The organism is Phyllobacterium sp. CCNWLW183, assembly GCF_037203775.1.
GTDB lineage: Bacteria > Pseudomonadota > Alphaproteobacteria > Rhizobiales > Rhizobiaceae > Phyllobacterium > Phyllobacterium ifriqiyense.
The window spans coordinates 771,346-793,510 of record NZ_JBBCBN010000001.1 but is presented as its reverse complement, the minus strand read 5'-3'; the positions used below and the strand labels follow the sequence as shown (position 1 = coordinate 793,510).

The 22,165-nt window shown below is 52.7% G+C and carries 18 protein-coding genes; 12 read left to right on the top strand and 6 right to left on the bottom strand.

The annotated features are described in order from the left end of the window. The 4 genes from V9K95_RS03745 to V9K95_RS03730 form a co-directional block, all read right to left on the bottom strand. Complete coding sequence (locus V9K95_RS03745) at positions 1-1,839, bottom strand: aminopeptidase P family protein (protein WP_336440200.1); 1,839 nt, start codon at positions 1,837-1,839, stop codon at positions 1-3. A 99-nt stretch (positions 1,840-1,938) separates the two neighbouring features. Further along, the gene (locus tag V9K95_RS03740) at positions 1,939-2,664 is read right to left on the bottom strand and encodes a hypothetical protein (RefSeq protein WP_336439789.1); all 726 of its coding nucleotides are present in this window, start codon (positions 2,662-2,664) and stop codon (positions 1,939-1,941) included. 27 nt (positions 2,665-2,691) lie between these two features. Beyond that, complete coding sequence (locus tag V9K95_RS03735; RefSeq protein WP_336439790.1) at positions 2,692-3,066, bottom strand: hypothetical protein; 375 nt, start codon at positions 3,064-3,066, stop codon at positions 2,692-2,694. A gap of 82 nt (positions 3,067-3,148) precedes the next feature. Continuing rightward, complete coding sequence (locus tag V9K95_RS03730) at positions 3,149-4,024, bottom strand: 50S ribosomal protein L11 methyltransferase (protein ID WP_115053243.1); 876 nt, start codon at positions 4,022-4,024, stop codon at positions 3,149-3,151. A gap of 114 nt (positions 4,025-4,138) precedes the next feature. Here V9K95_RS03730 and V9K95_RS03725 point away from each other — a divergent pair, with 114 nt between their 5' ends. From V9K95_RS03725 to V9K95_RS03705, 5 genes are all read left to right on the top strand, one after another. Continuing rightward, a complete protein-coding gene (locus tag V9K95_RS03725; RefSeq protein ID WP_336439791.1) occupies positions 4,139-4,771 on the top strand; it encodes a DapH/DapD/GlmU-related protein in 633 nt (210 codons plus the stop codon). An 86-nt stretch (positions 4,772-4,857) separates the two neighbouring features. Continuing rightward, a complete protein-coding gene (locus V9K95_RS03720) occupies positions 4,858-5,340 on the top strand; it encodes a CreA family protein (RefSeq protein WP_115052571.1) in 483 nt (160 codons plus the stop codon). Between the two features lie 104 nt (positions 5,341-5,444). Then, the gene (locus V9K95_RS03715; RefSeq protein ID WP_336439792.1) at positions 5,445-6,068 is read left to right on the top strand and encodes an N-acetylmuramoyl-L-alanine amidase; all 624 of its coding nucleotides are present in this window, start codon (positions 5,445-5,447) and stop codon (positions 6,066-6,068) included. 65 nt (positions 6,069-6,133) lie between these two features. Continuing rightward, positions 6,134-6,997 (top strand): three-Cys-motif partner protein TcmP, encoded by an 864-nt coding sequence (tcmP, locus tag V9K95_RS03710; protein ID WP_336439793.1) that lies wholly within the window; start codon positions 6,134-6,136, stop codon positions 6,995-6,997. After that, positions 6,997-7,758 carry a DUF5131 family protein gene (locus V9K95_RS03705; protein WP_336439794.1) on the top strand — a complete coding sequence of 254 codons (762 nt, stop codon included), beginning with the start codon at positions 6,997-6,999 and terminating at the stop codon, positions 7,756-7,758. Before tcmP ends, V9K95_RS03705 begins: the two co-directional genes overlap by 1 nt. A gap of 4 nt (positions 7,759-7,762) precedes the next feature. Here the strand turns inward: V9K95_RS03705 and V9K95_RS03700 are convergent, their stop codons facing one another. Further along, a complete protein-coding gene (locus V9K95_RS03700; RefSeq protein WP_115053246.1) occupies positions 7,763-10,204 on the bottom strand; it encodes an ATP-dependent helicase in 2,442 nt (813 codons plus the stop codon). A 258-nt stretch (positions 10,205-10,462) separates the two neighbouring features. Between V9K95_RS03700 and V9K95_RS03695 the strand changes: the two genes are divergently transcribed. Further along, positions 10,463-12,805, top strand: a complete 2,343-nt coding sequence (locus V9K95_RS03695) for a glucose/quinate/shikimate family membrane-bound PQQ-dependent dehydrogenase (protein ID WP_336439795.1) — start codon at positions 10,463-10,465, stop codon at positions 12,803-12,805. Positions 12,806-12,899: 94 nt separating this feature from the next. Here the strand turns inward: V9K95_RS03695 and V9K95_RS03690 are convergent, their stop codons facing one another. Next, positions 12,900-13,376, bottom strand: coding sequence for an Lrp/AsnC family transcriptional regulator (locus tag V9K95_RS03690; protein ID WP_336439796.1), 477 nt, complete (start codon positions 13,374-13,376; stop codon positions 12,900-12,902). A gap of 145 nt (positions 13,377-13,521) precedes the next feature. On the opposite strand from V9K95_RS03690, the gene V9K95_RS03685 reads away from it, so the two are divergent. From V9K95_RS03685 to V9K95_RS03660, 6 genes are all read left to right on the top strand, one after another. Next, on the top strand, positions 13,522-14,433 hold the full coding sequence (locus V9K95_RS03685; protein WP_336439797.1) for a DMT family transporter: 912 nt from the start codon (positions 13,522-13,524) through the stop codon (positions 14,431-14,433). 40 nt (positions 14,434-14,473) lie between these two features. Then, positions 14,474-15,361: a dienelactone hydrolase family protein gene (locus tag V9K95_RS03680; RefSeq protein ID WP_336439798.1), complete on the top strand. Its 888-nt coding sequence runs from the start codon at positions 14,474-14,476 to the stop codon at positions 15,359-15,361. Between the two features lie 109 nt (positions 15,362-15,470). After that, the gene (locus tag V9K95_RS03675) at positions 15,471-16,424 is read left to right on the top strand and encodes a hypothetical protein (protein WP_115052579.1); all 954 of its coding nucleotides are present in this window, start codon (positions 15,471-15,473) and stop codon (positions 16,422-16,424) included. Positions 16,425-16,432: 8 nt separating this feature from the next. Beyond that, positions 16,433-16,813: a DUF2185 domain-containing protein gene (locus V9K95_RS03670; protein ID WP_307279108.1), complete on the top strand. Its 381-nt coding sequence runs from the start codon at positions 16,433-16,435 to the stop codon at positions 16,811-16,813. 120 nt (positions 16,814-16,933) lie between these two features. Further along, the gene (locus V9K95_RS03665) at positions 16,934-18,343 is read left to right on the top strand and encodes an FAD-binding oxidoreductase (protein ID WP_115052581.1); all 1,410 of its coding nucleotides are present in this window, start codon (positions 16,934-16,936) and stop codon (positions 18,341-18,343) included. Positions 18,344-18,446: 103 nt separating this feature from the next. Beyond that, on the top strand, positions 18,447-22,163 hold the full coding sequence (locus V9K95_RS03660; RefSeq protein ID WP_336439799.1) for an AsmA family protein: 3,717 nt from the start codon (positions 18,447-18,449) through the stop codon (positions 22,161-22,163). The last annotated feature ends 2 nt before the right edge of the window (positions 22,164-22,165 follow it).

Here is a 22,165-nt window from a genome sequence, read left to right as displayed (position 1 = left end):
TTATCCTTCGTGGCCGAATGGTTCTGTCGCATTGACGAGCCATTCGCGCGCTTCACCGCTGGTGTGAGGCAGTAATTTTTCCCGGACCTTGGCATGGTAGGCATCAAGCCATACCAGTTCTTCGCGAACAAGCAGGCTTGTATCGATGAGCCGCTTGTCGATGGGGCACAGGGTAATTGTCTCAAACCCCATCATCGGCAAATCGCCACCTTCAGGCACTTGTGGCTCCGTAACAATCAGCAGATTTTCTGTGCGTATGCCATAGCCACCCGGCTTGTAATATCCAGGTTCATTGGAAAGAATCATGCCCGGCAAGAGTTCCTGTGTGCCCCGCTTCGAAATATTTTGCGGGCCTTCATGCACGGAGAGGAAAGAGCCGACACCGTGCCCTGTGCCGTGGCCGTAATCATAGCCCTGTTTCCACAAAGCAATGCGGGCAAGAACGTCAATGTCCATGCCGCGCGTTCCTTTCGGAAAACGTGCGGTTGAAATGGCAATCATGCCCTTCAAAACCAGTGTGAACTTCTTTTTCATATCCGCTGTTGGCGTGCCAACCGGCAATGTCCGGGTAATGTCGGTTGTACCATCGCGATACTGGCCGCCACTATCAATCAAATAGAGCTCCCCATCCTGCAGCTTGCGGTTTGACTCCGTGTTGACGCGATAATGCGCAAATGCGCCATTTGGGCCAGCACCGGAAATGCTGTCGAATGACAGATTTTCGAGCGGCATCTGGAAGCCTTGAGCAATCTCGTGGCGCGTTTCTTCGAGTTTGGTCGCAGCGTCGATTTCGTCAATCGTGCCCGGTGCTTGATGGTCAATCCATGACAGGAAGGACACCATGGCCACGCCGTCACGCTCATGCGATTTGCGTGCGCCTTCCAGCTCGGTTTTGTTTTTAGTGGCACGCGGCAGGCGCGCGGGGTCGAGACCTTCGACGATTTTGCCGCCAGCTTTTTCGATGATCAGCCGCAGCTTTTCCGCTGCCAGCGCCGGATCGAGCATGACAGTGTGACCCTGTGCAGCAAAATCGGCAACGTCATTATCGAGCGTTGACGGCGCGCGCAATGTGGCGAGCTGGGTCAAATAGGCTTCTGTTTCCATTGGCAGCTTGCGCTTGTCGATGAAAAGCAAGGGCTCGCCATTTGCGGGGATGAGTGCAAAGGCCAAGGGCAAAGGCGTATTGCTCACATCATTGCCGCGAATGTTGAACGCCCACGCAATGGAGGATGGGTCTGTCAAAATGGTTGCATCCGCTTTGGCTTTGCCGACAGCATCCGCCAATTCCTGCAGTTTCACCTTGGCAAGCTTGCCGGCATATTTTTCCGGCTGGATCGTCACTGCTTCAAGCGGCGGGGCAGGCTGATCGTCCCAGATAAGATCGACAAGATTATCCTTTACGGCGACGAGGCTGCCGCCATTTTTCTCCAGCGCTTCGCGCAAGGCTTTTGTTTCGCTGATTGTGTGCAGCCATGGATCAAAGCCGATGGTCAGCGGACGCTCAATACTGCGCAGCCAGACCGCAGGCGGCGTATCGATAAGGCTTTCAATCGTAAAGACGGAAGGGTCGGTTTGATCTGCCGCCTGTAAAGTGTAACGCCCATCGACGAAAAGATGCGCCTTGTTCTTCAACACCAGAACAACGCCCGCAGAACCGGTAAAGCCCGTCAGCCAAGCCAGACGTTGCGCGCGGGCAGGGACATATTCACCCTGATGCTCGTCTGCACGGGGCACCAGAAAACCATCCAGCTTCAAGCCTTCGAGTTCAGCTCGTAATTTTGCAACACGCGGTGCGCCGGTAGCAGGATTGCTGGACACCTCAAACGACTGGAACATGATGATATCGACCTCTTTTGTTTGGGTCGAAACCTATCTTCCCCGTTTGCTCTGCGCAATGGAGCATTGAATTTAGCAACCGGTTTAATCGCTCGAGGTGTTTTAGTCTTTGAGTTCAAGCGGAAAGGGTGTGGGCTCCCAGTATTTTCGATATTTGAGACTTTTAATAGTTATAGCCTCTAATTCATGTAAGATTTTTGCCAATTCACGCCGGTCGCCTGCAATCAAAGCGGGATAAAATGTCGGGTTCCAGTACATCATGTCTTTGCGAAGCTCGCCCTGTCGGTAGTCCGGTCCATCCATAATGCGTATAGCTTCTTCAAAGTCACCAAGAGCCGTAGCCATCATCAAGCGGGCATAATACTTAAATTCAAATGGTGTAAAATTATTCTCGTTCCGAGAAGCGAATTCGACCACTTCCTCCAGTTTTGTTATTTTGCGCAAAGGCACCAAGGCATCTTCAATGACACTCAGCATGATTTCCATATTTTCGGGGTTGTCAAAATGCCAGCCGCCAAAGAATGGCTTGATATCCATCTTGATAATAGCTTGTGCCCGCTCGTTGGTATCACCTTTAAGGTTGGAAAAAATTGGGTGAATAAGTCTTGTATTGCCCCAGCCATAGTGAAATCGGTCGATGCCCATAAAAATTATACCAACATCGATTGTTGGCGCAAAGATTTTTGGATTTCCGCTGCGAGCCAGATATACGCCACGGGTGAAGTGATTGATCGGCGTAAGTACGAGATGACGCCCTGCCAACGCCAGATCTGAATGGCGCTGGAGAAGCGGTTTAAGGGCCTGACGTACTTGTGCAACTGTCGTCATTCGAATGGTTTTATCCCACTTCATTCTTCAACAGCGTATGGATCGCAGTGCCGAAGAGCCAAAATTGGAGAGGGGGCCTGCGGTTCTGGCAGCCTTGTCCAACAATTGTTGAACAGTCAAAAAAATTTGGACAGTATTATATGACCTCTGCTCGGGAAAGTGCACCACTGCAGTTTTAACTACAGCCTTTTCTTTGGTATAGGAGCGAGCACGTGATGAAATGATTGGCACAAATCTGGTATCAATGCCAATATCCGCGACAAGTTCATTGTGCTGGCGAATTTGCATGCGGGGAAAGGTATTAAGTGGAGCCAGCCGCATATGTTTAAGATTGGCGCTATCTGCTGCGACTTGGTTTCTGAGGTGGTGGATTTCAGTCAGATAGGGAAATAATGCGCTCATGAAATAAATCCTCGTTAAAGCTATATATTCCTATAGCGAGATAAAGCTGTCAATTATACCAAAGAAGCATTTAGCCCATGGGTTAGTAAGTTGCGCGCGCTTTCAAATGCAGCGTTACCCAGCCTTCGCGGCGGAGGGTCTTCACGTGGAAAAGCCCCTGCACACGATAGGCGGCGAGTACTTTTTCGCGTTGGGTTTCCAGAATACCCGAAAGGATCAGCGAGCCGCCCCAGCCAAGATGTTTGCGCATTTCGGGCGCGAGCATCATCAATGGCCGTGCCAGAATATTGGCGACAATCAGGTCGAAGGGCGCCGAACCGCGCATCGCCGGATGATGGAAGCCGGTAGCTGTTTCGGTGCGAACCCGCGAAGCAACACCGTTCTTCACCACGTTTTCCCGTGCAACAGCAACAGCGACAGGATCGATATCTGTCGCCAGAACGGGAATAGGCGCGAGCTTTGCAATGCCGATGGCCAGAACCGCACTTCCTGTTCCCAGATCAAGCGCATTGCGTGGGTGTTCGCGGCGGATCACTTCGCCGATCATATCAAGACAGCCGGATGTCGTGCCGTGGTGGCCGGTACCAAAGGCCTGCCCGGCATCGATTTCAATGCCGAGATCATTGATACGGCGCTTGTGGCGGTCATGTGAGCCATGCACAAAGAATCGCCCGGCGCGCACCGGCTTCAAGCCTTCCAGCGAATGCGCAACCCAATCAATATCAGGTACCTGTTCGCGCTCGACGGGCCAATTCTTGCCAACGGTGTCGATCATGCGAGTTTCAATTTCTTCCGGTTCAAACGTATAGACCGAAACTTCATATATCTCGCGATCCTCATCGATCTCCGCTGAGGAGATCGGCAGGCCATCATCTTCGAAAGCATTTTCCAGCAAGATAAACAGCCGCTCGGCTTCGGCCTTGCCGGCAGTAATGAAAAGGCGGGTCTGGGTCGTCATGGGCGTTTGCTTTCGGAAAGGCATGTGTCGGCTACCCCTATCAGGATTTTCGCCATAGGCAACGGTGCATCATTTGTGCAAAAGAATTGCACTGACCTGATCCGGGAAACCGCAATGACTGAAACTGATGATCCTCGCCTTCTCAACCCGCAACCGCGCATCCATCCGAGCGCGCATCTGAAGGGCGTCAAGCTTGGCAAATATGCAGAAGTGGGCGAGCGCGTCATCCTACGCGACGTTACCATGGGGGATTTTTCCTATATTGAGCGTCACAGTGAGGGCATATATGCCGATATTGGCCGGTTCTGCTCCATTGCTCCCAATGTGCGTATCAACGCTCTCGAACATCCTATGGAGCGGGTGACAACCCATAAAATCAGCTATCGTCCCAATGAGTTTTTCAAATTTCAGGGCATAGACGCTGATTTTCGTGCGCGCAGACAAGGAAAGCGCGTCAGCATTGGTCATGATGTATGGATCGGTCATGGCGCGGTTATCATGCCAGCAATTACTATTGGTCATGGCGCGGTCATTGGTGCCAATGCCGTCGTTACCAAAGATGTCGCGCCCTATATGATCGTAGCTGGTAATCCTGCAAGGCCCATTCGACCGCGCTTTTCACAAGAGATAACCATCCGCCTGATCAAGCTTGCCTGGTGGGATTGGCCGCATACGGTTCTGTTTGATGCAATTGCTGATATCCAGTCACTGAGCATCGAGGATTTTCTTGCCAAGTGGGAACGTTAGCAGTCCATCCTCGTTCTGGTTGCATTCCACCTGCTCAGTCCCCAACTGAGGCTTATGAGTTCTGCCACAATTTTCTGGAGATTTCGATGAAGCGTAGTCTTGCTGCCCTGGCTCTTTTGGCCGCCTCTATATTGCCCTCCCATGCGGAAGAGGTGGGTAAAGTCGGCGTCGATTGGCTGGGCAATGATATTGTCATTGATGCTGTGACGGATCCGAAAGTGCAGGGCGTTACCTGCCATCTCGCCTCGTTCTCACGCGGCGTCATTGATCGGCTGCAAAAGGGTAACTGGTTCGAAGATCCGTCCAATGCTTCTATTTCATGCCAGCAGACTGGTCCGGTCGTGATCGGTGATATTGAACTGGATGAGGGCGGCGAACGCGTGTTTTCGGAGCGCACCAGCCTGATCTGGAAGAAGCTCATTATCACCCGCATTTATGACAAGGCGAACAACACACTGATTTATCTGGCTCATGCCAGTCAGGTTCAGGATGGTTCGGCCAAAACATCCATATCCACAATCCCGCTATTTGCAGGCAATGCTACCTGGACAAAGGGCAAGCCGGAATAATCAGAAAACCTGAAAGGTGCCGCTACAAGCGGCATCTTTTTCATTGACGAATAGGAATTAAAACTTATTATATGGATACTTATATTGTTTTGAGGAATTTTTTCATGAATTTCGCGGTTAAAAGCCACAGACTACATGTCGGATCCAGTGCGATTCCCTTCATCCCATCGCCCAATATTGGTGGGCAGCTTTCCCCGAAATTTCTGATCATTCACTATACGGCCAGCGGTCCTGACTCGGATATTGCCAACTATTTCGCTAGAAAATCGGCCAAGGTTTCGGCCCATATGGTTATCCGTCGTGACGGGACTGTAAAGCAATGTGTTCCTTTCAATAGGGTAGCGTGGCACGCGGGCAAGAGCCAATGGACGGGAAAAAATAGCGTGCTCTATTCCGGCTTGAACAATTCCTCGATCGGCATGGAAATGGAAAATTGGGGGCCACTCAAGAAAATTGAGGACCGCTGGATTTCATGGACGGGCGTTGATGTTGTTCATTCCAATATTATCGAGGCGCGCCACAAATTCGGTGTGCCGGATTGTGGTTGGGAAGTTTTTACCAAGGCGCAGATTGAAACAGCGCAAGCGGCAGCGCGGGCAATATGCGCCGCCTATAAGATCGAAGATATTATAGGCCATGACGATATTGCTCCCGGTCGCAAATCAGACCCCGGACCCGCTTGGGACATGGCAGCGTTCAGGGAGAGGGTAATGTCTAAGACTATGTGATTAGTGGTGCATTAATTTTATATATGTCACTTTGGCAAAATTTCTATCTTTTGAGGTATTTTTAAATGTCGCAAAAACCATTTGGAAGTTCTGGAACAGTAAAGAAACTTGAAACTGTAGCTGGCTATGCCAGTTTTTTCACGAAGGCTTTGCCAAGTTACTTCAACCTTCACTATCTAGATGCATTTGCCGGCACAGGAGAGATACCCTATTCCTCGGACTTGCCACTTATTGCAGGTACCCAAGATATTGATAATGTTATAATGGGCTCAGCTCGCAGAGCATTAAGTATAAGTCGCCCATTTGATCGATACGTGTTTGCAGATTTAAAACGAAAAAACGCTGTGTCTCTACGTGATCTGCAGAGTGAATTTGTATCACTGGCAAATCGCATTGATATTCAGCAGGGCGATGCTAATGAGGTGACATTAAAATTTTGCGAGTCTTTAGAAAGGAACGATCGTGCACTAGTATTTCTAGATCCTTTCGGCAATCAGGTTAATTGGAATACTCTTGAGGCCATTGCCGCAACGAGAAAGATTGACCTTTGGTATCTCTTTCCAGCAGGTTTGGGGGTTGCGCGGCAGATAAAAAATGCTGGCGATATAGTATCGGATGCTGAAGCCTCACTTGATCGCATGTTCGGAGGAGGGGAGTGGCGTGAAGAGTGTGTGGCTTTAGAGACCAAACCAGATCTTTTTTCCGACGATTTGACAGTCACTAGGAAGATCGCCACAGCAGAAGGAATCACTCGCTATATGATTAAAAAAATGGGAATGATATTTGGTGGTGGTGTTTCGCAAAGTTGGCTGCCGCTTGGGCGGGATGGTCGACATAATTTCTCACTGTTGTTTGCTTGCTCAAATCCCGCCAGTACAGCAAAGGGCCTCGCTCAGAAAGTAGCTCACGAAATCATGACGAGGAAGTAATGGCTGGCCTATCAGATATAGAATGGACCGACGCAACTTGGAATCCTGTTTCGGGTTGCACTATTATTTCCCCTGGTTGCACAAATTGTTATGCCATGAGGATGGCTGCACGTCTGGAATCCATGGGCCATGGGCACTATAAGGGCACAACTCGAAAGAGCGGAAAACGCTCGGTATGGACAGGTAAAGTAATTCTCAATGAACGAATGCTTACTGCACCACGATCGTGGAACAAACCGCGAATGATATTTGTAAATTCGATGTCAGATTTGTTTCAAGATGGTGTGCCCGCTGATTTTATTGAGAGAGTATGGGATGTTATGGCCGATGCGCATTGGCATATATTCCAGATACTAACGAAACGACCCGATAACATGGCGCGAATCCTGAGCGAACGCGAGTTGCCGATACTCGAGAATGTTTGGCTTGGAACGTCTGTAGAGAATGGAAAGTATTTACATAGGATCGACAGTCTGCGCAAAGCCCCTGCAGCGGTGAGGTTTATTTCGTTTGAGCCGCTATTGGGAAGTGTCAAAGGAGCAGATCTGACCGAGATAGATTGGGCCATCGTTGGAGGAGAATCGGGACCAGGCGCTCGCCCAATGGATATTGACTGGGTGGATGAAATCAAAACGTCTTGTGATAGCTTCGGAACTGCTTTCTTCTTCAAACAATGGGGGGGCGTGAATAAAAAGAAGACGGGGCGACTTTATAAGGGAAAAACATGGGATGAAATGCCCAATGTTCTTTGTGCGGGATAACCGTTCAAATCCCCTTCACGAAACTATCCAGCACGCGTTTTTGTCCGGCCTTGTCGAAGTCGATCGTCAGCTTGTTGCCTTCGATGGATGAGACATTGCCATTGCCGAATTTGATATGGAATACACGGTCGCCAACATCGAAATTTGATGGCGTTTCACTGACGGATTTGGCGACGAGTTCGCCATCAATCATGCGTCCTTTAACCGAGCCGCGCCCTGCGCCATGGCCGGAATCCGTCTCGCCATAGCCTATGCGCTCCACACGTGCGCCTGACCGCGAGCCCCAATTATTGCGTGTTGCGTCTGAGCGGTTCTGCTGGGCTCTTTGCCAACCGGGCGTTGAGTAGCTGTTTTCAAAAGGATCGGCGCGATCAAAGCGCGATTGGCCGTAGCCGCCGCGCCCGCCATATCCACCATAGCTATCGCCACCGGCGATTACTTCAACATGCGCTTCGGGGAGTTCTTCAAGGAAGCGGGAAGGGATGGTGGATTGCCACAGACCATGGATACGGCGGTTGGAAACAAACCAGATATGCAGGTTTTTCTTGGCGCGCGTCAGGCCGACATAGGCAAGACGGCGCTCTTCTTCCAGCCCGGAGCGTCCCCCTTCATCCAGCGCACGCTGATGCGGAAACAGACCCTCCTCCCAGCCGGGAAGAATGACCGTTTCAAATTCCAGCCCCTTTGCCGAGTGCAGTGTCATGATGTTTACAGCATCAAGATTTTCGTTCTGCTCAGCATCCATGACCAGCGCGACATGCTCAAGGAAAGAGCGCAGTGATTCATATTCTTCCATAGAGCGGATAAGCTCTTTAAGGTTTTCGAGGCGACCCGGCGCTTCGGCTGAGCGGTCTGCCTGCCACATGGCGGTATAACCGGATTCGTCGAGAATCTTTTCCGCCAGTTCCGTGTGGGGTACGGAATCAATTTGCGACTGCCAACGCCGGAAATTTTCCACCACTTCGCGTAAAGCCGAGCGCGGTTTGGGCTTCAACTCCTCAGTTTCAACAAGATCTGCGGCTGCATCAAGCATGCCGATGTCCTTGGCGCGGGCATAATCATGCACCTGCCGGATTGCAGCTTCGCCAAGACCGCGCTTGGGATTATTGATAATGCGCTCCAGCGCCAGATCGTCGGAACCCTGCGCAACAACGCGGAAATAGGCCAGCGCATCGCGTATTTCCATGCGCTCGTAAAAGCGTGGACCACCGACAACGCGGTAATTCAGACCTAGCGTGACAAAGCGGTCTTCAAACTCGCGCATCTGAAAGGAAGCGCGCACAAGAATGGCAATATCATTGAGATTGTGGCCTTTGCGCTGCGCTTGTTCGATCTCTTCGCCGACTGCCCGAGCCTCTTCCTCGGAATCCCAGCCGGCATGCACATTGACCTTGGCATCTTCCGGGTTTGGGGCATCGGTGAAAAGCGTTTTGCCAAGCCGTCCCTCATTATGGGAAATGAGATGTGATGCGGTGCCAAGAATATGCGCGGTAGAGCGATAATTGCGCTCCAACCGGATCACGACTGCGCCCGGGAAATCCTTTTCGAAGCGTAGAATATTGTCTACCTCTGCCCCGCGCCAGCCATAGATCGACTGGTCATCATCGCCGACACAGCAGACATTCTTCGAACCCTGCGCGATCAGGCGCAGCCACATATATTGCGCGGTATTGGTGTCTTGATACTCGTCGACGAGAATATAGCGGAACTTGGCGTGATATTCCTTGAGGATATCGGGATAGGCGCGGAACATCCGGATTGGATGGCATAGCAAATCGCCAAAATCGCAGGCATTCAATGTTTTCAGACGGTTCTGGTAGGCGGTGTAAAGTTCTCGGCCCTTACCATTGGCAAACGACCGGGCATCGCCTTCAGCAATTTCGGAAGGTCCGAGCCCTTTGTTCTTCCAGCCATCAATCATCAATGCAAATTGTTTGGCGGGCCAGCGCTTGTCGTCCAGCCCTTCCGCCTGAATGATCTGCTTGATCAGCCTTATGACATCATCCGTATCCAGAATGGTGAAATCGGAGCGCAACCCCACGAGTTCCGCATGGCGGCGCAATAGCTTGACGCCGATGGAGTGGAACGTGCCGAGCCATGGCATGCCTTCGACAGCACCGCCGACGAGAACGCCAATGCGCTCCTTCATCTCGCGTGCTGCTTTATTCGTGAAGGTGACGGCGAGTATCTGGCTTGGCCAAGCTTTGCCGAGCGAAAGGATATGCGCAATACGGGAAGTCAGAACCCGTGTTTTGCCAGTGCCAGCACCAGCCAGAACGAGTACAGGCCCTTCGGTGGTTTCAACCGCCAGTCGCTGTTCGGGGTTAAGTCCATTGAGATAAGGTGGTGCACTACGCGCCTGCATGGCGCGTGCAGCTATGCCCGAAGGCTGGCGGGGCGCATCAGGTTCGTCGAAAAACGGAATATCGTCAGGTAATCCAGACATTTGAACCCAATGTAGTGATTCGGTACCGAAAAACCAGAAAAATGCGATACAAAAAGAGAACAATTGCAATTAGCCCCCCACTTTCAATTGAAGTGGGCGGTTGAAATATCAAGTCAGGATATTGCGTCACTCGATTTATGAGCCTACCCATTTTGATTAATGACTCGTGACTTCAAGGTTTTGACAGCCGATGGCAACATTCGTCGCCTCATGTCAGGATCATCTGGTTTTGATTGAGATCGGAAAGGGACTTTCCTCATGGCAATCACTCTCACGGCACTCATTTTCCTTCTCATTGGCGCGGCTCTTGGCGTCGGCGGTGTATGGCTCGCTGTCCTGGGCGGCAGTTGGTATTATATCATTGCTGCGCTTGCGTTCCTTGTGGTTGCTTTTCTGCTCTTCCGTAGGCGGTTATCCGCTCTGCTGCTTTATGCTCTGCTGGTGGTAGGAACGCTTGGCTGGGCCATTTGGGAAATCGGCTTCGACTGGTGGCAGCTTGCGCCACGCGGCGGCGTCATCATGATCCTTGGCCTGTGGCTGCTCACACCATGGATCAGACGGGGCTTGAATTCATCTGCAAGCGGTTCTGGTTCTTCCTCCGCTGTTCCGGCTCTGTCGTTGTCCGTTGCTGTCGTTGTGGCGCTGGTTGTCGCAGGCTATTCGATGACCCAGGATCCTTTGCAAATTACGGGTGAATTGAGCAGGGAAATTGTCTCGGATACTGTCGATCTGGGCGGCAATATGCCGGAGGGCGATTGGCACCAATATGGGCGTACGCCCTATGGTCAGCGTTATTCACCGTTGAAGCAGATCACCACCGAAAACGTTGACAAGCTGCAAGTCGCCTGGACCTATCAAACTGGCGACGTCAAGTTGCCGGAAGATGTTGGCGAGACGACTTATCAGGTAACGCCGCTCAAGGTTCGCGATACACTTTTTATCTGCACGCCGCACAATTGGGCCATCGCGCTTGATGCGGCAACAGGCAAGGAAAAGTGGAAGTTTGATTCCAATTCCGGCATGAATCCCGATCGTCAGCACCAGACCTGCCGCGGTGTTTCCTATTATGCCGATCCTGCTGCCACGCCAGGCCAGCCTTGTGCCGAACGCGTCTATCTGCCGACGTCCGACGCGCGTTTGATTGCGCTTGATGCGGCCAATGGCCAGATTTGTTCGTCCTTTGCTGACAAGGGCACGCTGCATCTTGAAAAAGGCATGCCCTATAACCCCGCAGGCTATTACTATTCCACATCGCCGCCCGTTGTTGCGGCGGGAAAGATCATAATCGGTGGCGCGGTCAATGATAATTATTCGACGAAGGAACAGTCCGGTGTCATCCGCGCTTTCGATATCAATACTGGCGCGCTTGTGTGGAACTGGGATTCCGGCAATCCGGATGTAACGACACCTTTGCCGGATGGACAGACCTACACGCATAATTCTCCCAATAGCTGGTCTGTTTCCAGTGCCGATGAAAAGCTTGGTCTGATCTATGTACCTCTTGGAAATCAGACACCTGACCAGCTTGGTGCTGGGCGCTCCGCAAATGTGGAGAAATTCTCGTCCTCAATCGTTGCGCTTGATCTTAATACCGGTCAGATGCGCTGGGTGCGCCAGACTGTCCATCATGATCTTTGGGACATGGATGTTCCTGCACAACCAACGCTGGTTGATATCAATACGGTCAATGGCACAGTGCCGGGACTGGTAGGACCAACCAAGCAGGGCGATCTCTATGTTCTCGACCGCCGTACGGGCGAGCCGATCATTCCGATCAAGGAAATTCCCGCGCCGACAGGCGCTATCGAGGGTGACTTTACCTCTCCCACGCAGCCGATTTCGGACCTGACATTCTCGCCGCCACCTTTGACGGGCAAGGATATGTGGGGCGTGTCCATGTTCGACCAGCTCGTCTGCCGGATCGAATTCCTGAAATTGCGGTATGAAGGGCGCTATACTCCGCCATCATTGCAAGGATCACTCGTCTATCCGGGTAATTTTGGCGTGTTCAACTGGGGCGGCGTCGCAGTTGACCCGGAACGGCAGATCATGTTCGGCATGCCGACATATCTTGCCTTTACCTCGCGTCTTGTGCCACGCGCCGATGTGCCTCCGCCCGGCGTTGGCACCAAGGGTAGCGAGCAGGGGCTTAACCGCAATGAGGGCGCTCCTTACGCGGTGGTGATGGGTCCATTTGTTTCACCGCTTGGCCTGCCTTGCCAGTCGCCGCCATGGGGCTATGTCGCCGGTGCCGATCTGCGCACGGGCAAGATCGCTTGGAAGCACCGCAATGGCACTGTGCGGGATTCCTCGCCAGTGCCATTGCCATTCAAGGTTGGGGTGCCGGGCATTGGCGGTCCGATCATCACAGCCGGTGGCGTTGCGTTTCTCGGGGCCGCGGTTGATGATTATCTGCGCGCCTATAACGTGACTGATGGCAAGCAGCTTTGGGAGGCTCGCCTTCCTGCCGGTGGCCAGTCAACGCCGATGACCTTCTCCTTGGATGATGGCAAGCAATATGTGGTCATTGTTGCGGGTGGCCATGGTTCGGTCGGCACAAAGCCGGGGGATTATGTCATCGCCTATACTCTGCCAAAATGAGTGTGAGGCGAATGGTCGATTAATCCCAGCGAGAAGCCTTTTCGTGAGTAGCTGGGAAAGACGGGAACCACGCGAAACATTCGTGCAGATATGATCAAATTTTAGCGCGCGGTAGTTTCAAGGGACTGTTGGTCTTGATTGTGCGAATGGCAAAGTTTGAGCGAATGTCCGATATGCCGGGCAGGACCAGCAGTTTTTCCGTAAGAAACCGCTCATAGGCGGAGAGATCTTCCACCACCACCTCAGCAAGAAAATCCGCGGTTCCTGAAATAAGGAACGCGCCGGTCACTTCCGGCATGGCGATCAAAGCCGCTTGCTGAAGTTCGGAGTTTGCCTTGCTGTGCTGTCCCACCTTTATTTCCACGAAGACGGTCAGTCCAAGCCCGACTTCCTTGCGATCAATATCGGCGCGGTAACCTCGAATGACGCCGGACTTTTCCAGATTTCGGATGCGCCGCAGGCAAGGAGAAGGTGACAGATTCACCTTTTCTGCAATCTCGACATTTGTGGCCCGCGCATCGCCTTGCAGTGCCTCAAGAATACCAATATCGAATTTATCAAGATTTGGCATATTCTGCCTTTAACAAAGTTGAATCTTATCGAAAGTAGCTGAAATCATAGGTTAAGTGGCATCAACTTGCAAGGACATGCCAGAGGCATTCGCTCTATATTGCTCCCATGGAAACACATTCAGACTAATCTGAAAGGATATTTCAATGGTTGCGATCTCACCCGAAATCAACAAATCTGCCTCTCTGGCTCCCGGTTATGCCGGCGCTTTGGTTACGGTCTTCATCTGGGCAACGTGGATCATTGCCACCCGCCATTCCAGCGGTACGCATCTTGGTACTATCGATCTTGGGCTCATTCGTTACGGTCTTCCCGCGCTGGTGCTGGCGCCGGTCTGGCTGAAGACGGGCTTGCTGCCCCGCAATGTTCCCTTGGCGTTGCTCGCAATCATGGTTTGTGGCGCGGGCGTATTGTTCTTCCAGATCACCACCTTCGCCATTCATTCGACGCCCGCCGCCGCCGTAGGCGTGCTGCTCGGCGGTTCAATGCCCCTTGCAGCCGCACTGATCGGGGTTGTCCTGTTCGGCGAACGCCCGGATGCTGCACGCTGGCTCGGCCTTGCTGCCATTGTTGCCGGGCTTGCCATTCTGCTGACGCTAGCCATCGGCAGCCATCAGATTTCATGGGTAAGCTTTGTGTTTCTGCCATTCGGCGCATTGCTATGGGCTGGTTATACCCACGCTTTCAAGCGTTCAGGTCTGACTGCTCTGCAGGGTGGCGCTTTGATTGCTGTCTGGTCATTCATCATCCATCTGGTGCTGGCTGCTTTTTTCGGCACAACGATCATGGATGTACCGCTGTCTGAAATCGGCTTGCAGTTTTTGAGCCAGGGTGTGCTCTCCGGGCTGGCTGCTATGCTTGCCTACGGAATAGCCGTTCGCTCGCTTGGTGGCAGTCAGGCTGCCGCGTTCAGCGCGCTCACTCCGGTGCTTGCTGCTGTGGGTGGCTCCATCTTCCTTGACGAGGCGCTCGGTGTCTGGGAAATTGCGGCAGCAATTATCACGGGACTTGGTGTTGCTCTTTCTACCGGCATCCTGTCGCATCGTGTCAGGACTTGATTGGAGGAGGGCGGCTCATTTCCTCTAAAAGGATTGTAAAATGAGCGAACCAACAAAGCATCCGAATATTACACAGGCGATGGTCGACGCGTTTGATGAGTATACTCACCTGACGCTCGACCGCCGCTCTTTCATGGACAAGCTCACAAAGCTTGCAGGTTCGGGCGCTGCTGCGGCAGTTATTGCTCCCATGCTCGCAGCAAATTCTGCTCAGGCTGCAATCATCTCACCGGAAGACAAACGGCTCTTCACCAAAGATCTCGTATTTGCAGGGCCTTCCGGCGATATCAAGGCCTATCTGGCTGTTCCTGCCGATGCGTCTGGTAAGCTTCCAGCAGTTGTCGTCATCCACGAGAATCGCGGGTTAAACGGCCATATTCGCGACGTTGCCCGGCGTATGGCCCTTGAAGGTTTTGTGGCAATGGCGCCGGATCTTCTGTCATCAGCGGGCGGGACGCCCGAGGACGAGGAAAAAGCCCGTGGCATGATAAGCGCGCTCGATTCAAAAACCGCGATTGCAGAGGGCGTCGCCTCTCTGGACTATCTTGCCAAAATCAAATCATCGAATGGCAAGGTTGGCGCTGTTGGTTTCTGCTGGGGAGGTGGCATGGTCAACGATCTTGCTGTCAATGCGCCACAGCTTGGGGCAGGCGTAGCCTATTATGGTCGTCAGCCGAAATCGGAAGACGTGGCAAAGATCAAAGCCCCCCTGCTTTTGCAATATGCGGGTCTCGATTCACGGATTAATGCCGGAATTGAGGATTACAGGAAAGCGCTTGAAGCCAATGGAAAGACCTTTGAGATTCATGTCTATGAAGGTGCGAACCATGCTTTTAACAACGACACCTCTGCTGCGCGCTACGACAAGAAGACTGCCGATCTTGCATGGAGCCGCACGGTTGAGTTTTTCAAGAAGAATTTGAGCTGAGAGCAATTCAACGCAGCTATACGAATGGTCGACCGGACTTGCGAAACCAATCGCTTGCCGGATCGTTCTGTGCTTACTATTTGTGCGTTAATAAAACAGGATTTGATAAATGCAGTTTGTTGGACGGGTCTTCGGCCTCTTGTTTGTTTTGTTGGTGATCGCCCAACCCGGATTTGCGCAAGAAGCGGTTTTTCCAAGTGGATCAGGTATTGGCTTGGTTCCGCCAGCCGGTTTGGTACCATCTTCCAGTTTCAGCGGTTTCGAAGACCCAGCCAAGGGCACATCTATCGTCGTGACCGAACTTCCCGTTGATGCCTATGCCACAATCGCTGCGGGGTTTAATCGGGAAGGCCTACTGGCTACGGGTATAGAAACCATATCCGGGCCTGAGGAATGGTCGGTGCAGGGCGCTGTTGTTTCAAAACTGATCCGCGCCAGTCAGGTGGCAGCTGGCGTCAAATATCGCAAGTGGATTGTGCTTGTCGGTGCCGAAAGCACAACTGCAATGGTGACAGTCCAGATACCGGATGGTGCCAAAGGTGCGTTGTCGGATGCCGATGTGGAAAAAGCTCTGCGTACTTTGGTTGTTCGCGCGCCCGCAAGCTTGCCGGACCAGATTGCGTCTTTGCCCTTCAAAGTTGCAGATACGTCCGGTTTTCGCCCCGTGCGTGTTATTGCCGGAGCCACCTTGCTTTTGACCGAGGGGCCAAATGATGTTGCCATCAACTCGATGCAACCAATGGTGATTATTGCTTCAAACCTGAATACAGCGCCTGAGGCCGCCACGCGGCTGGAGTTTTCGAAAAAGGCCTTCGCATCGCTAACCGGAATCAAGGATGTCCAGTCCGATAACGAGACAAGCAGCGAGGTCGATGGCGCGGAATGGATCGAAATCGATGGAACAGCGACAGATTCCGCCAGCGGCGATGCGCTTTACGTGGCCCAGATCGCGCGGTTTGAAACCAATCGCTATGTGCGCGCCATCCTCATCGTCAATGCTACGGAAAAGAGCAAATATGCTGACCGCTTCCGGAAGCTAGCCAAGTCCATGACGATCAACTAAAATCGGCTATGGATAAAAGTTACCGACTCACCAAGGAAGAAATACGGCCACTGATACGCAATTATGGTGGTTGCATTGCGACTGACACGATAACGATTGACGGCTATCCAGTGCGTTTCATGTATCGCGAAGATCCTGATAATGATCTTGATAGTGGTTGGCGCTTCCTCTCCGGCTTTGAGAGCGACGACTATATGGAAGATCCCGAGAATAGTGGCATCTTCGACGTTAATACCATCGCAAACTATGATCCGAGTATTATTCCTCTTCTGGATTCGCCTGTTGGCAGTGTTTTTGAAAAAACTGGTGAGCAGGAACGCTTCGTTGCAGTAACCGACTGGTCACCCGGTGAAGACGATGATGATGATGATGATGATGACGAAGATTAAGGCGCGGAAGAACTGACGCCTGCGGCCTTTCGTGTAACGCAGAGTTACAACTAGACAAGGCCCGTGTATTGCCTAAAAATACCGTTCTGAAGAGAATCCAACAAAAGGCTGGAAACTGGAATGGCATTGGCAGACGCAGGTGCATTGCTGCGCAACGAAAACGGTATTGCAACCGTAGTATCCATCCTCAAAAAGCGCTTCGGCGATAATGCCCAAGGCGGAAAATCCATCCGCGAGCAGCACGCCCATACCACAAGTTATGTGCCTAATCAGGCACCTGATCTGGTTGTATTTGCCGAGTCTATCGAAGACGTGCAGGAGGTCGTCCGCCTCTGCGGCGAATGGCAGGTGCCTGTTATCGCATTTGGAACTGGAACTTCGCTCGAAGGCCAGGTGAATGCGCCGGCCGGTGGCATATCAATCGATCTTTCGCGGATGAACCGTATTCTCAAAGTCTATAATGACGATTTGAATGTCGTTATAGAGCCGGGCGTCACACGCAAAGAGTTGAACGAGTATCTGCGTGATACTGGTCTGTTCTTTCCTATTGATCCTGGTGCAAATGCTAGCCTTGGGGGCATGGCTGCAACCCGCGCGTCAGGAACAAACGCTGTCCGCTACGGTACGATGCGGGAAAATGTCTTGGCTCTTAAGGCCGTGATGCCGGACGGCAGGCTTATTACAACGTCGAAGCGGGTGAAAAAGACGTCTGCCGGTTACGATCTGACGAGGCTTTTGATTGGTTCTGAGGGAACGCTTGGTATTATCGTTGAGCTGACGTTGAAATTATACGGCATCCCACAGGCCATTTCGGGCGGCATTTGCGCTTTTCCTGATCTGGAAAGCGCCTGCAATACGGTTATTGAGACGATCCAGATGGGCATTCCCGTTGCACGCATCGAACTTGTCAATGAGCTCGAAATGACGGCAATGATTGCCTACTCCAAGCTGGATTATGATCCTGCGCCTTATCTGTTCCTAGAGTTTCACGGCAGCGAGACGAGTGTGGCGGAGCAGGCGGAGTTGTTTGGAGAGATTGCAGCTGCCAATGGCGGCGGCGAATTCAAGTGGACTGCTAATGTTGAGGAGCGGGAAAAACTTTGGGCCGCCCGGCATAATTCCTACTTTGCCTGCATGACATTGGCGCCCGGCAAGCAATCGCTGTCCACTGATGTCTGCGTGCCAATTTCTCGTCTGGCCGAATGCATCGTCGAAACCGAAAAGGATATTGAGAAGAGCGGCTTGATTGCACCTATCGTCGGTCATGCTGGTGATGGCAATTTCCATGTTCTTGTGCTTTTCGATGAGAAGAATCCAGCTGAAATCGAAAATGTGGAGGCATTTGTGGAGCGCCTCAATCTTCGTGCTATCGCGATGGATGGAACGTGCACCGGCGAACATGGGATCGGGCAGGGGAAGATAAAATTTCTTCGCGCTGAACTCGGCGGTGCCGTTGATGTCATGGAAACGATCAAGCGGGCTATCGATCCGGGGAATATCATGAATCCCGGCAAGATCTTACGCCTTTAGGTTCGCATTTTGATTCCGGGTGTTAAAGCATGGTGTAAGCATTGCAAATCGCGCATAGAAACGGTCATGTCTCGGCACTGCCATAAAGTCGTTTCTATGGTGATTGGCGCGAACCTATCGGAGTAAGACACTGGCACGTTTGTTTGTTTTCATCGGCGGATTGTTGGTACTGCTGCTGACCGCAGCGCTGGTTGTGCCATATTTCGTCGACTGGGCCGGCTATCGCTCTTCGTTCGAACGTGAAGCATCCACATTGCTTGGCCGTCCCGTGACTGTTGCCGGAAGCGCGAGTGCGCGGCTTTTGCCGTTCCCATCCGTTACCTTTTCGGATGTTCGTGTCGGTGACCCGGGCGTTGAACCGGTAATGACCATCGAGAAATTCTCCATGGATGCGGAGCTTGCTCCCTTTCTGCGCGGTGAGATTCTCATATTTGACATGCGGCTGGAAAAACCGGCTGCGACAGTGCGGATAAGTGAAGGGGGCGTAGTCGATTGGGCAATCCGGCCGCGCACTCCTTTCCAGAAAACGCAGGTCAAGCTGGAGAATTTGCGGATCAACAGTGGTTCGCTGATCATTCGCGATGCTTCGACGGGGACAACGCGCTCAATCTCCGATTTGAATGCCACCATGTCTGCTGACGATCTTTCCGGGCCATGGAAATTCGACGGGAACTTGTTCTTCAACGGCAAAAAAATCTCCGTTTCCTCTTCGACCGGCGCATTGAAACCGGACGGATCGTTGCAAATGCACGCGCGTGTCATTCCGGACAATATTCCGGCTGCGATGGAAACGGACGGCCAGATAACGCTCGATCAGGGTGCGTTGAAATATGCCGGCCGCATCGACATTCGTTCTCGCGACGAAGTCGCTGATAAATCAGGAGAAAAAGCAGGATCGGCAGACAAGCCGCTGCTCTCCAGTCTTCGCCTGTCCGGACAATTTGAAGCCGATCATGCCAGGATAACCATACCGGAGTTTCATATGGAGCAGGGGCCGGTGGCGGACCCCTATGTGGTCAATGGCAACGCCCATTTTGACTATGGCGATAATCCGCGATTTGAGGTGAAAGCCGATGGTCAGCAAGTAACATTCGGCAATCAGGAGGCAGAGCAGGCAAACGCCAAAGCAAACCCTGAAACCGCGGCTCAGCGCCTTGGTATATTCCGGCGTTTGATGGATCAGCTTCCTGTGCCGACCATGCCCGGAAGAATAGATTTGAAACTGCCTGCTATCGTTGCCGGCGATACGACAATTCGTTCGGTAACGATTGATGCAGCACCCGCAGCCGGTAATTGGGTAATAAATCAGCTCAAGGCGGAATTGCCAGGACGTACGCAATTTGAAGCAAAAGGCGTCTTGCAGGTTGGCGATAATTTCGGCTTCGATGGCAAATTGCTTGTCGCATCGCGCCAACCTTCCGGACTTGCCGTCTGGCTGACAAACACAGTGGACGATTCCATTCGCCGTATTCGCGGTGCCGGTTTCTCGGGCGATGTGAGCCTGCATGATGAATTGCAGAAGGTCGATAATCTTGAGCTTGCGCTCGGCGGTGCCTCGTTGAAGGGAACGCTGGTTCGTAGCGCCAAGGGCGATTCACTGCCGCTGACGCAATTGAAACTGGAAGGCGGCGCGCTCGATGCAGATGCGCTGGAGGCTTTCGCGGCATTGTTCAGCAGCAATGCATCAAATGGCAGTTCCGCTATATTAAACGGGCAGGACCTTGATGTTGACCTGAAAGCGGGACCGGTCGCCCATGGCGGATTTGTCGCTGAAACGGTGGATACGGCGTTCCGTCTGCGCGAAGGTGTGTTCGATATTGATCGCCTGACTATTGGCAGTGTCGCTGGCACCACGATCACCGCCACCGGCAAGCTGGAGCCCTTCAAGACGGAGCCATCAGGGTCGGTTGACGCAACATTGCTGTCGGATGACATGGCGCCCTTTGTCGATGCGCTTGCACAGCGTTTCCCGGACTTCCCGTTTCTCGTTGCCATGAAGGAGCGGTCATCACGCTTCCCAGGTCTTTTCGAGGATACGCAGATGAGTGTCCTCGCCAATACGCTGCATGGAAAGTCTGGAACAAATGAGTTTTCCTTGAGTGCCGCGGGAAAGTCGGGTGGGATGAACATCACTCTTTCCGGCACAAGCACCATGAATGAGGAGCAATTGCGCACACTCGAACTGACCATGAATGCGCGTACCGATCATGCCGAAGGGCTGATGGCCTTTATTGGCTTGCCAGCATTGCCGCTTGGTCTTGCCGGAGAGTTGGAAGCCGATATCGCCCTTAAAGGAAATCAGAATGCCGGATTTCAGACGCAGCTCGCTTTGAAAGCGCCGGACGGTCGCGCATTACTGGATGGTAGTTTCCGCTATGCGGATGGTAGCCTGAACGGGGAGGGACGGGCATCGCTCAAGAGTAGCGATATCGATGCCTATCTCGCAACGGCAGGCTATTCCGTGCCAGGCTTCGGGAACGGCACGCCGATTGATGCAGCCAGCAGCTTTTCCCTTAACAATGGCAAACTCATGCTGCCCGATCTGAGCGGGCAGGTGAACGACACAAAAATTGGAGGGCACATCGGCTTCGTGCTCGACAATGGCGTGCCAAATGCGCAAGGCGATCTCACGCTCGCTCAGATTAATCTTGATGCCGTCACGCAATTTGTTCTTGGCACAGGCAGTACGGATGGCGATGGCAAGTCGCAGTGGCCGCAACAACCATTTCTTGCCAGCCCGCTTTTCCCGATGGGCTTTGACCTCAAATTGCGCGCAGAAACTGCCGATACGGGGATTATAGGCGAGATAGGCAATTTTCAAACCAGTGCTACGCTGAAAGACGGTGCTTTGCGCCTTGATGATGTCAAGGGTGACCTTTTCGGCGGCAAATTGGCTGGCATGTTCGAGCTTCGCAATACAAGCGGTACCGGCTTGGCGACGGGCCAGTTCACGCTTGATCAAGCGGGCATTGACGAACTCTATCAACCGGAAACGGCTATTGCTGCTGTTCAAGGCAAGGCAAAAATTTCGGCGTCCGTCAATGCAACGGGCACGTCGATGGCAGAATTGGTCAAATCCATCGCTGGCTCTGGGGTCGTGGCGGTAAGCGATCTTACGATCAACGCGCTTAATCCGGCAGCGTTGGTGCCGATTTTGGCGGATGTCGACGCCATGGAAGGGCCCGTTACAACCGCCACCATCGATGCGATCATTGGTAAATATCTGAATGCCGGAGCGTTGAAGGCAACTGCCTCTGAAATTCCCTATACGATTGCCGGAGGAGTGGCGCGCACATCGACATTCCAGTTAAACAATGGGGATGCCCGGCTTTTTGCTGATTTGCGGATAAATTTCCCGGAAATGATGGTGGCTTCCCAAGGCAAACTGACATTTGAGCCCGGAAAGACCGTTGTCGTCGGTGCCGATCCCGTAGTCGAGTTTACGCTGGATGGCCCATGGCATGGCCCTGCGGTCACCTTTAATCGCCAACCGCTTGAGCAGTTCCTGACCCAGCGCGCGCTGGAGCGCGAGCAGCAGCGAGTGGAAACACTGCAGGCATCGCTGGTGGAAAAGCAGCGTTTGCGTCGCGAGACGCAGTTATTTCAGGCGCTTGCGGAAGAGCGGGTGAGGGTCGCGCGCCTCAAGGTTGAGCAGGAAGCGCGCGAGGCGGCGGAAAGAAAAGCGGCCGAGGAAGCAGCGCGCAAAGCTCTTGAGAACCCACCTGCCGCCCCTCCGCCAGCGCAGCCGCAAGGCGCCATTGACCGGCAGTCGCTCGATGAGTTTTTGCAAACCATCGAGCCGAATGCCGTTCCTCAGTGATC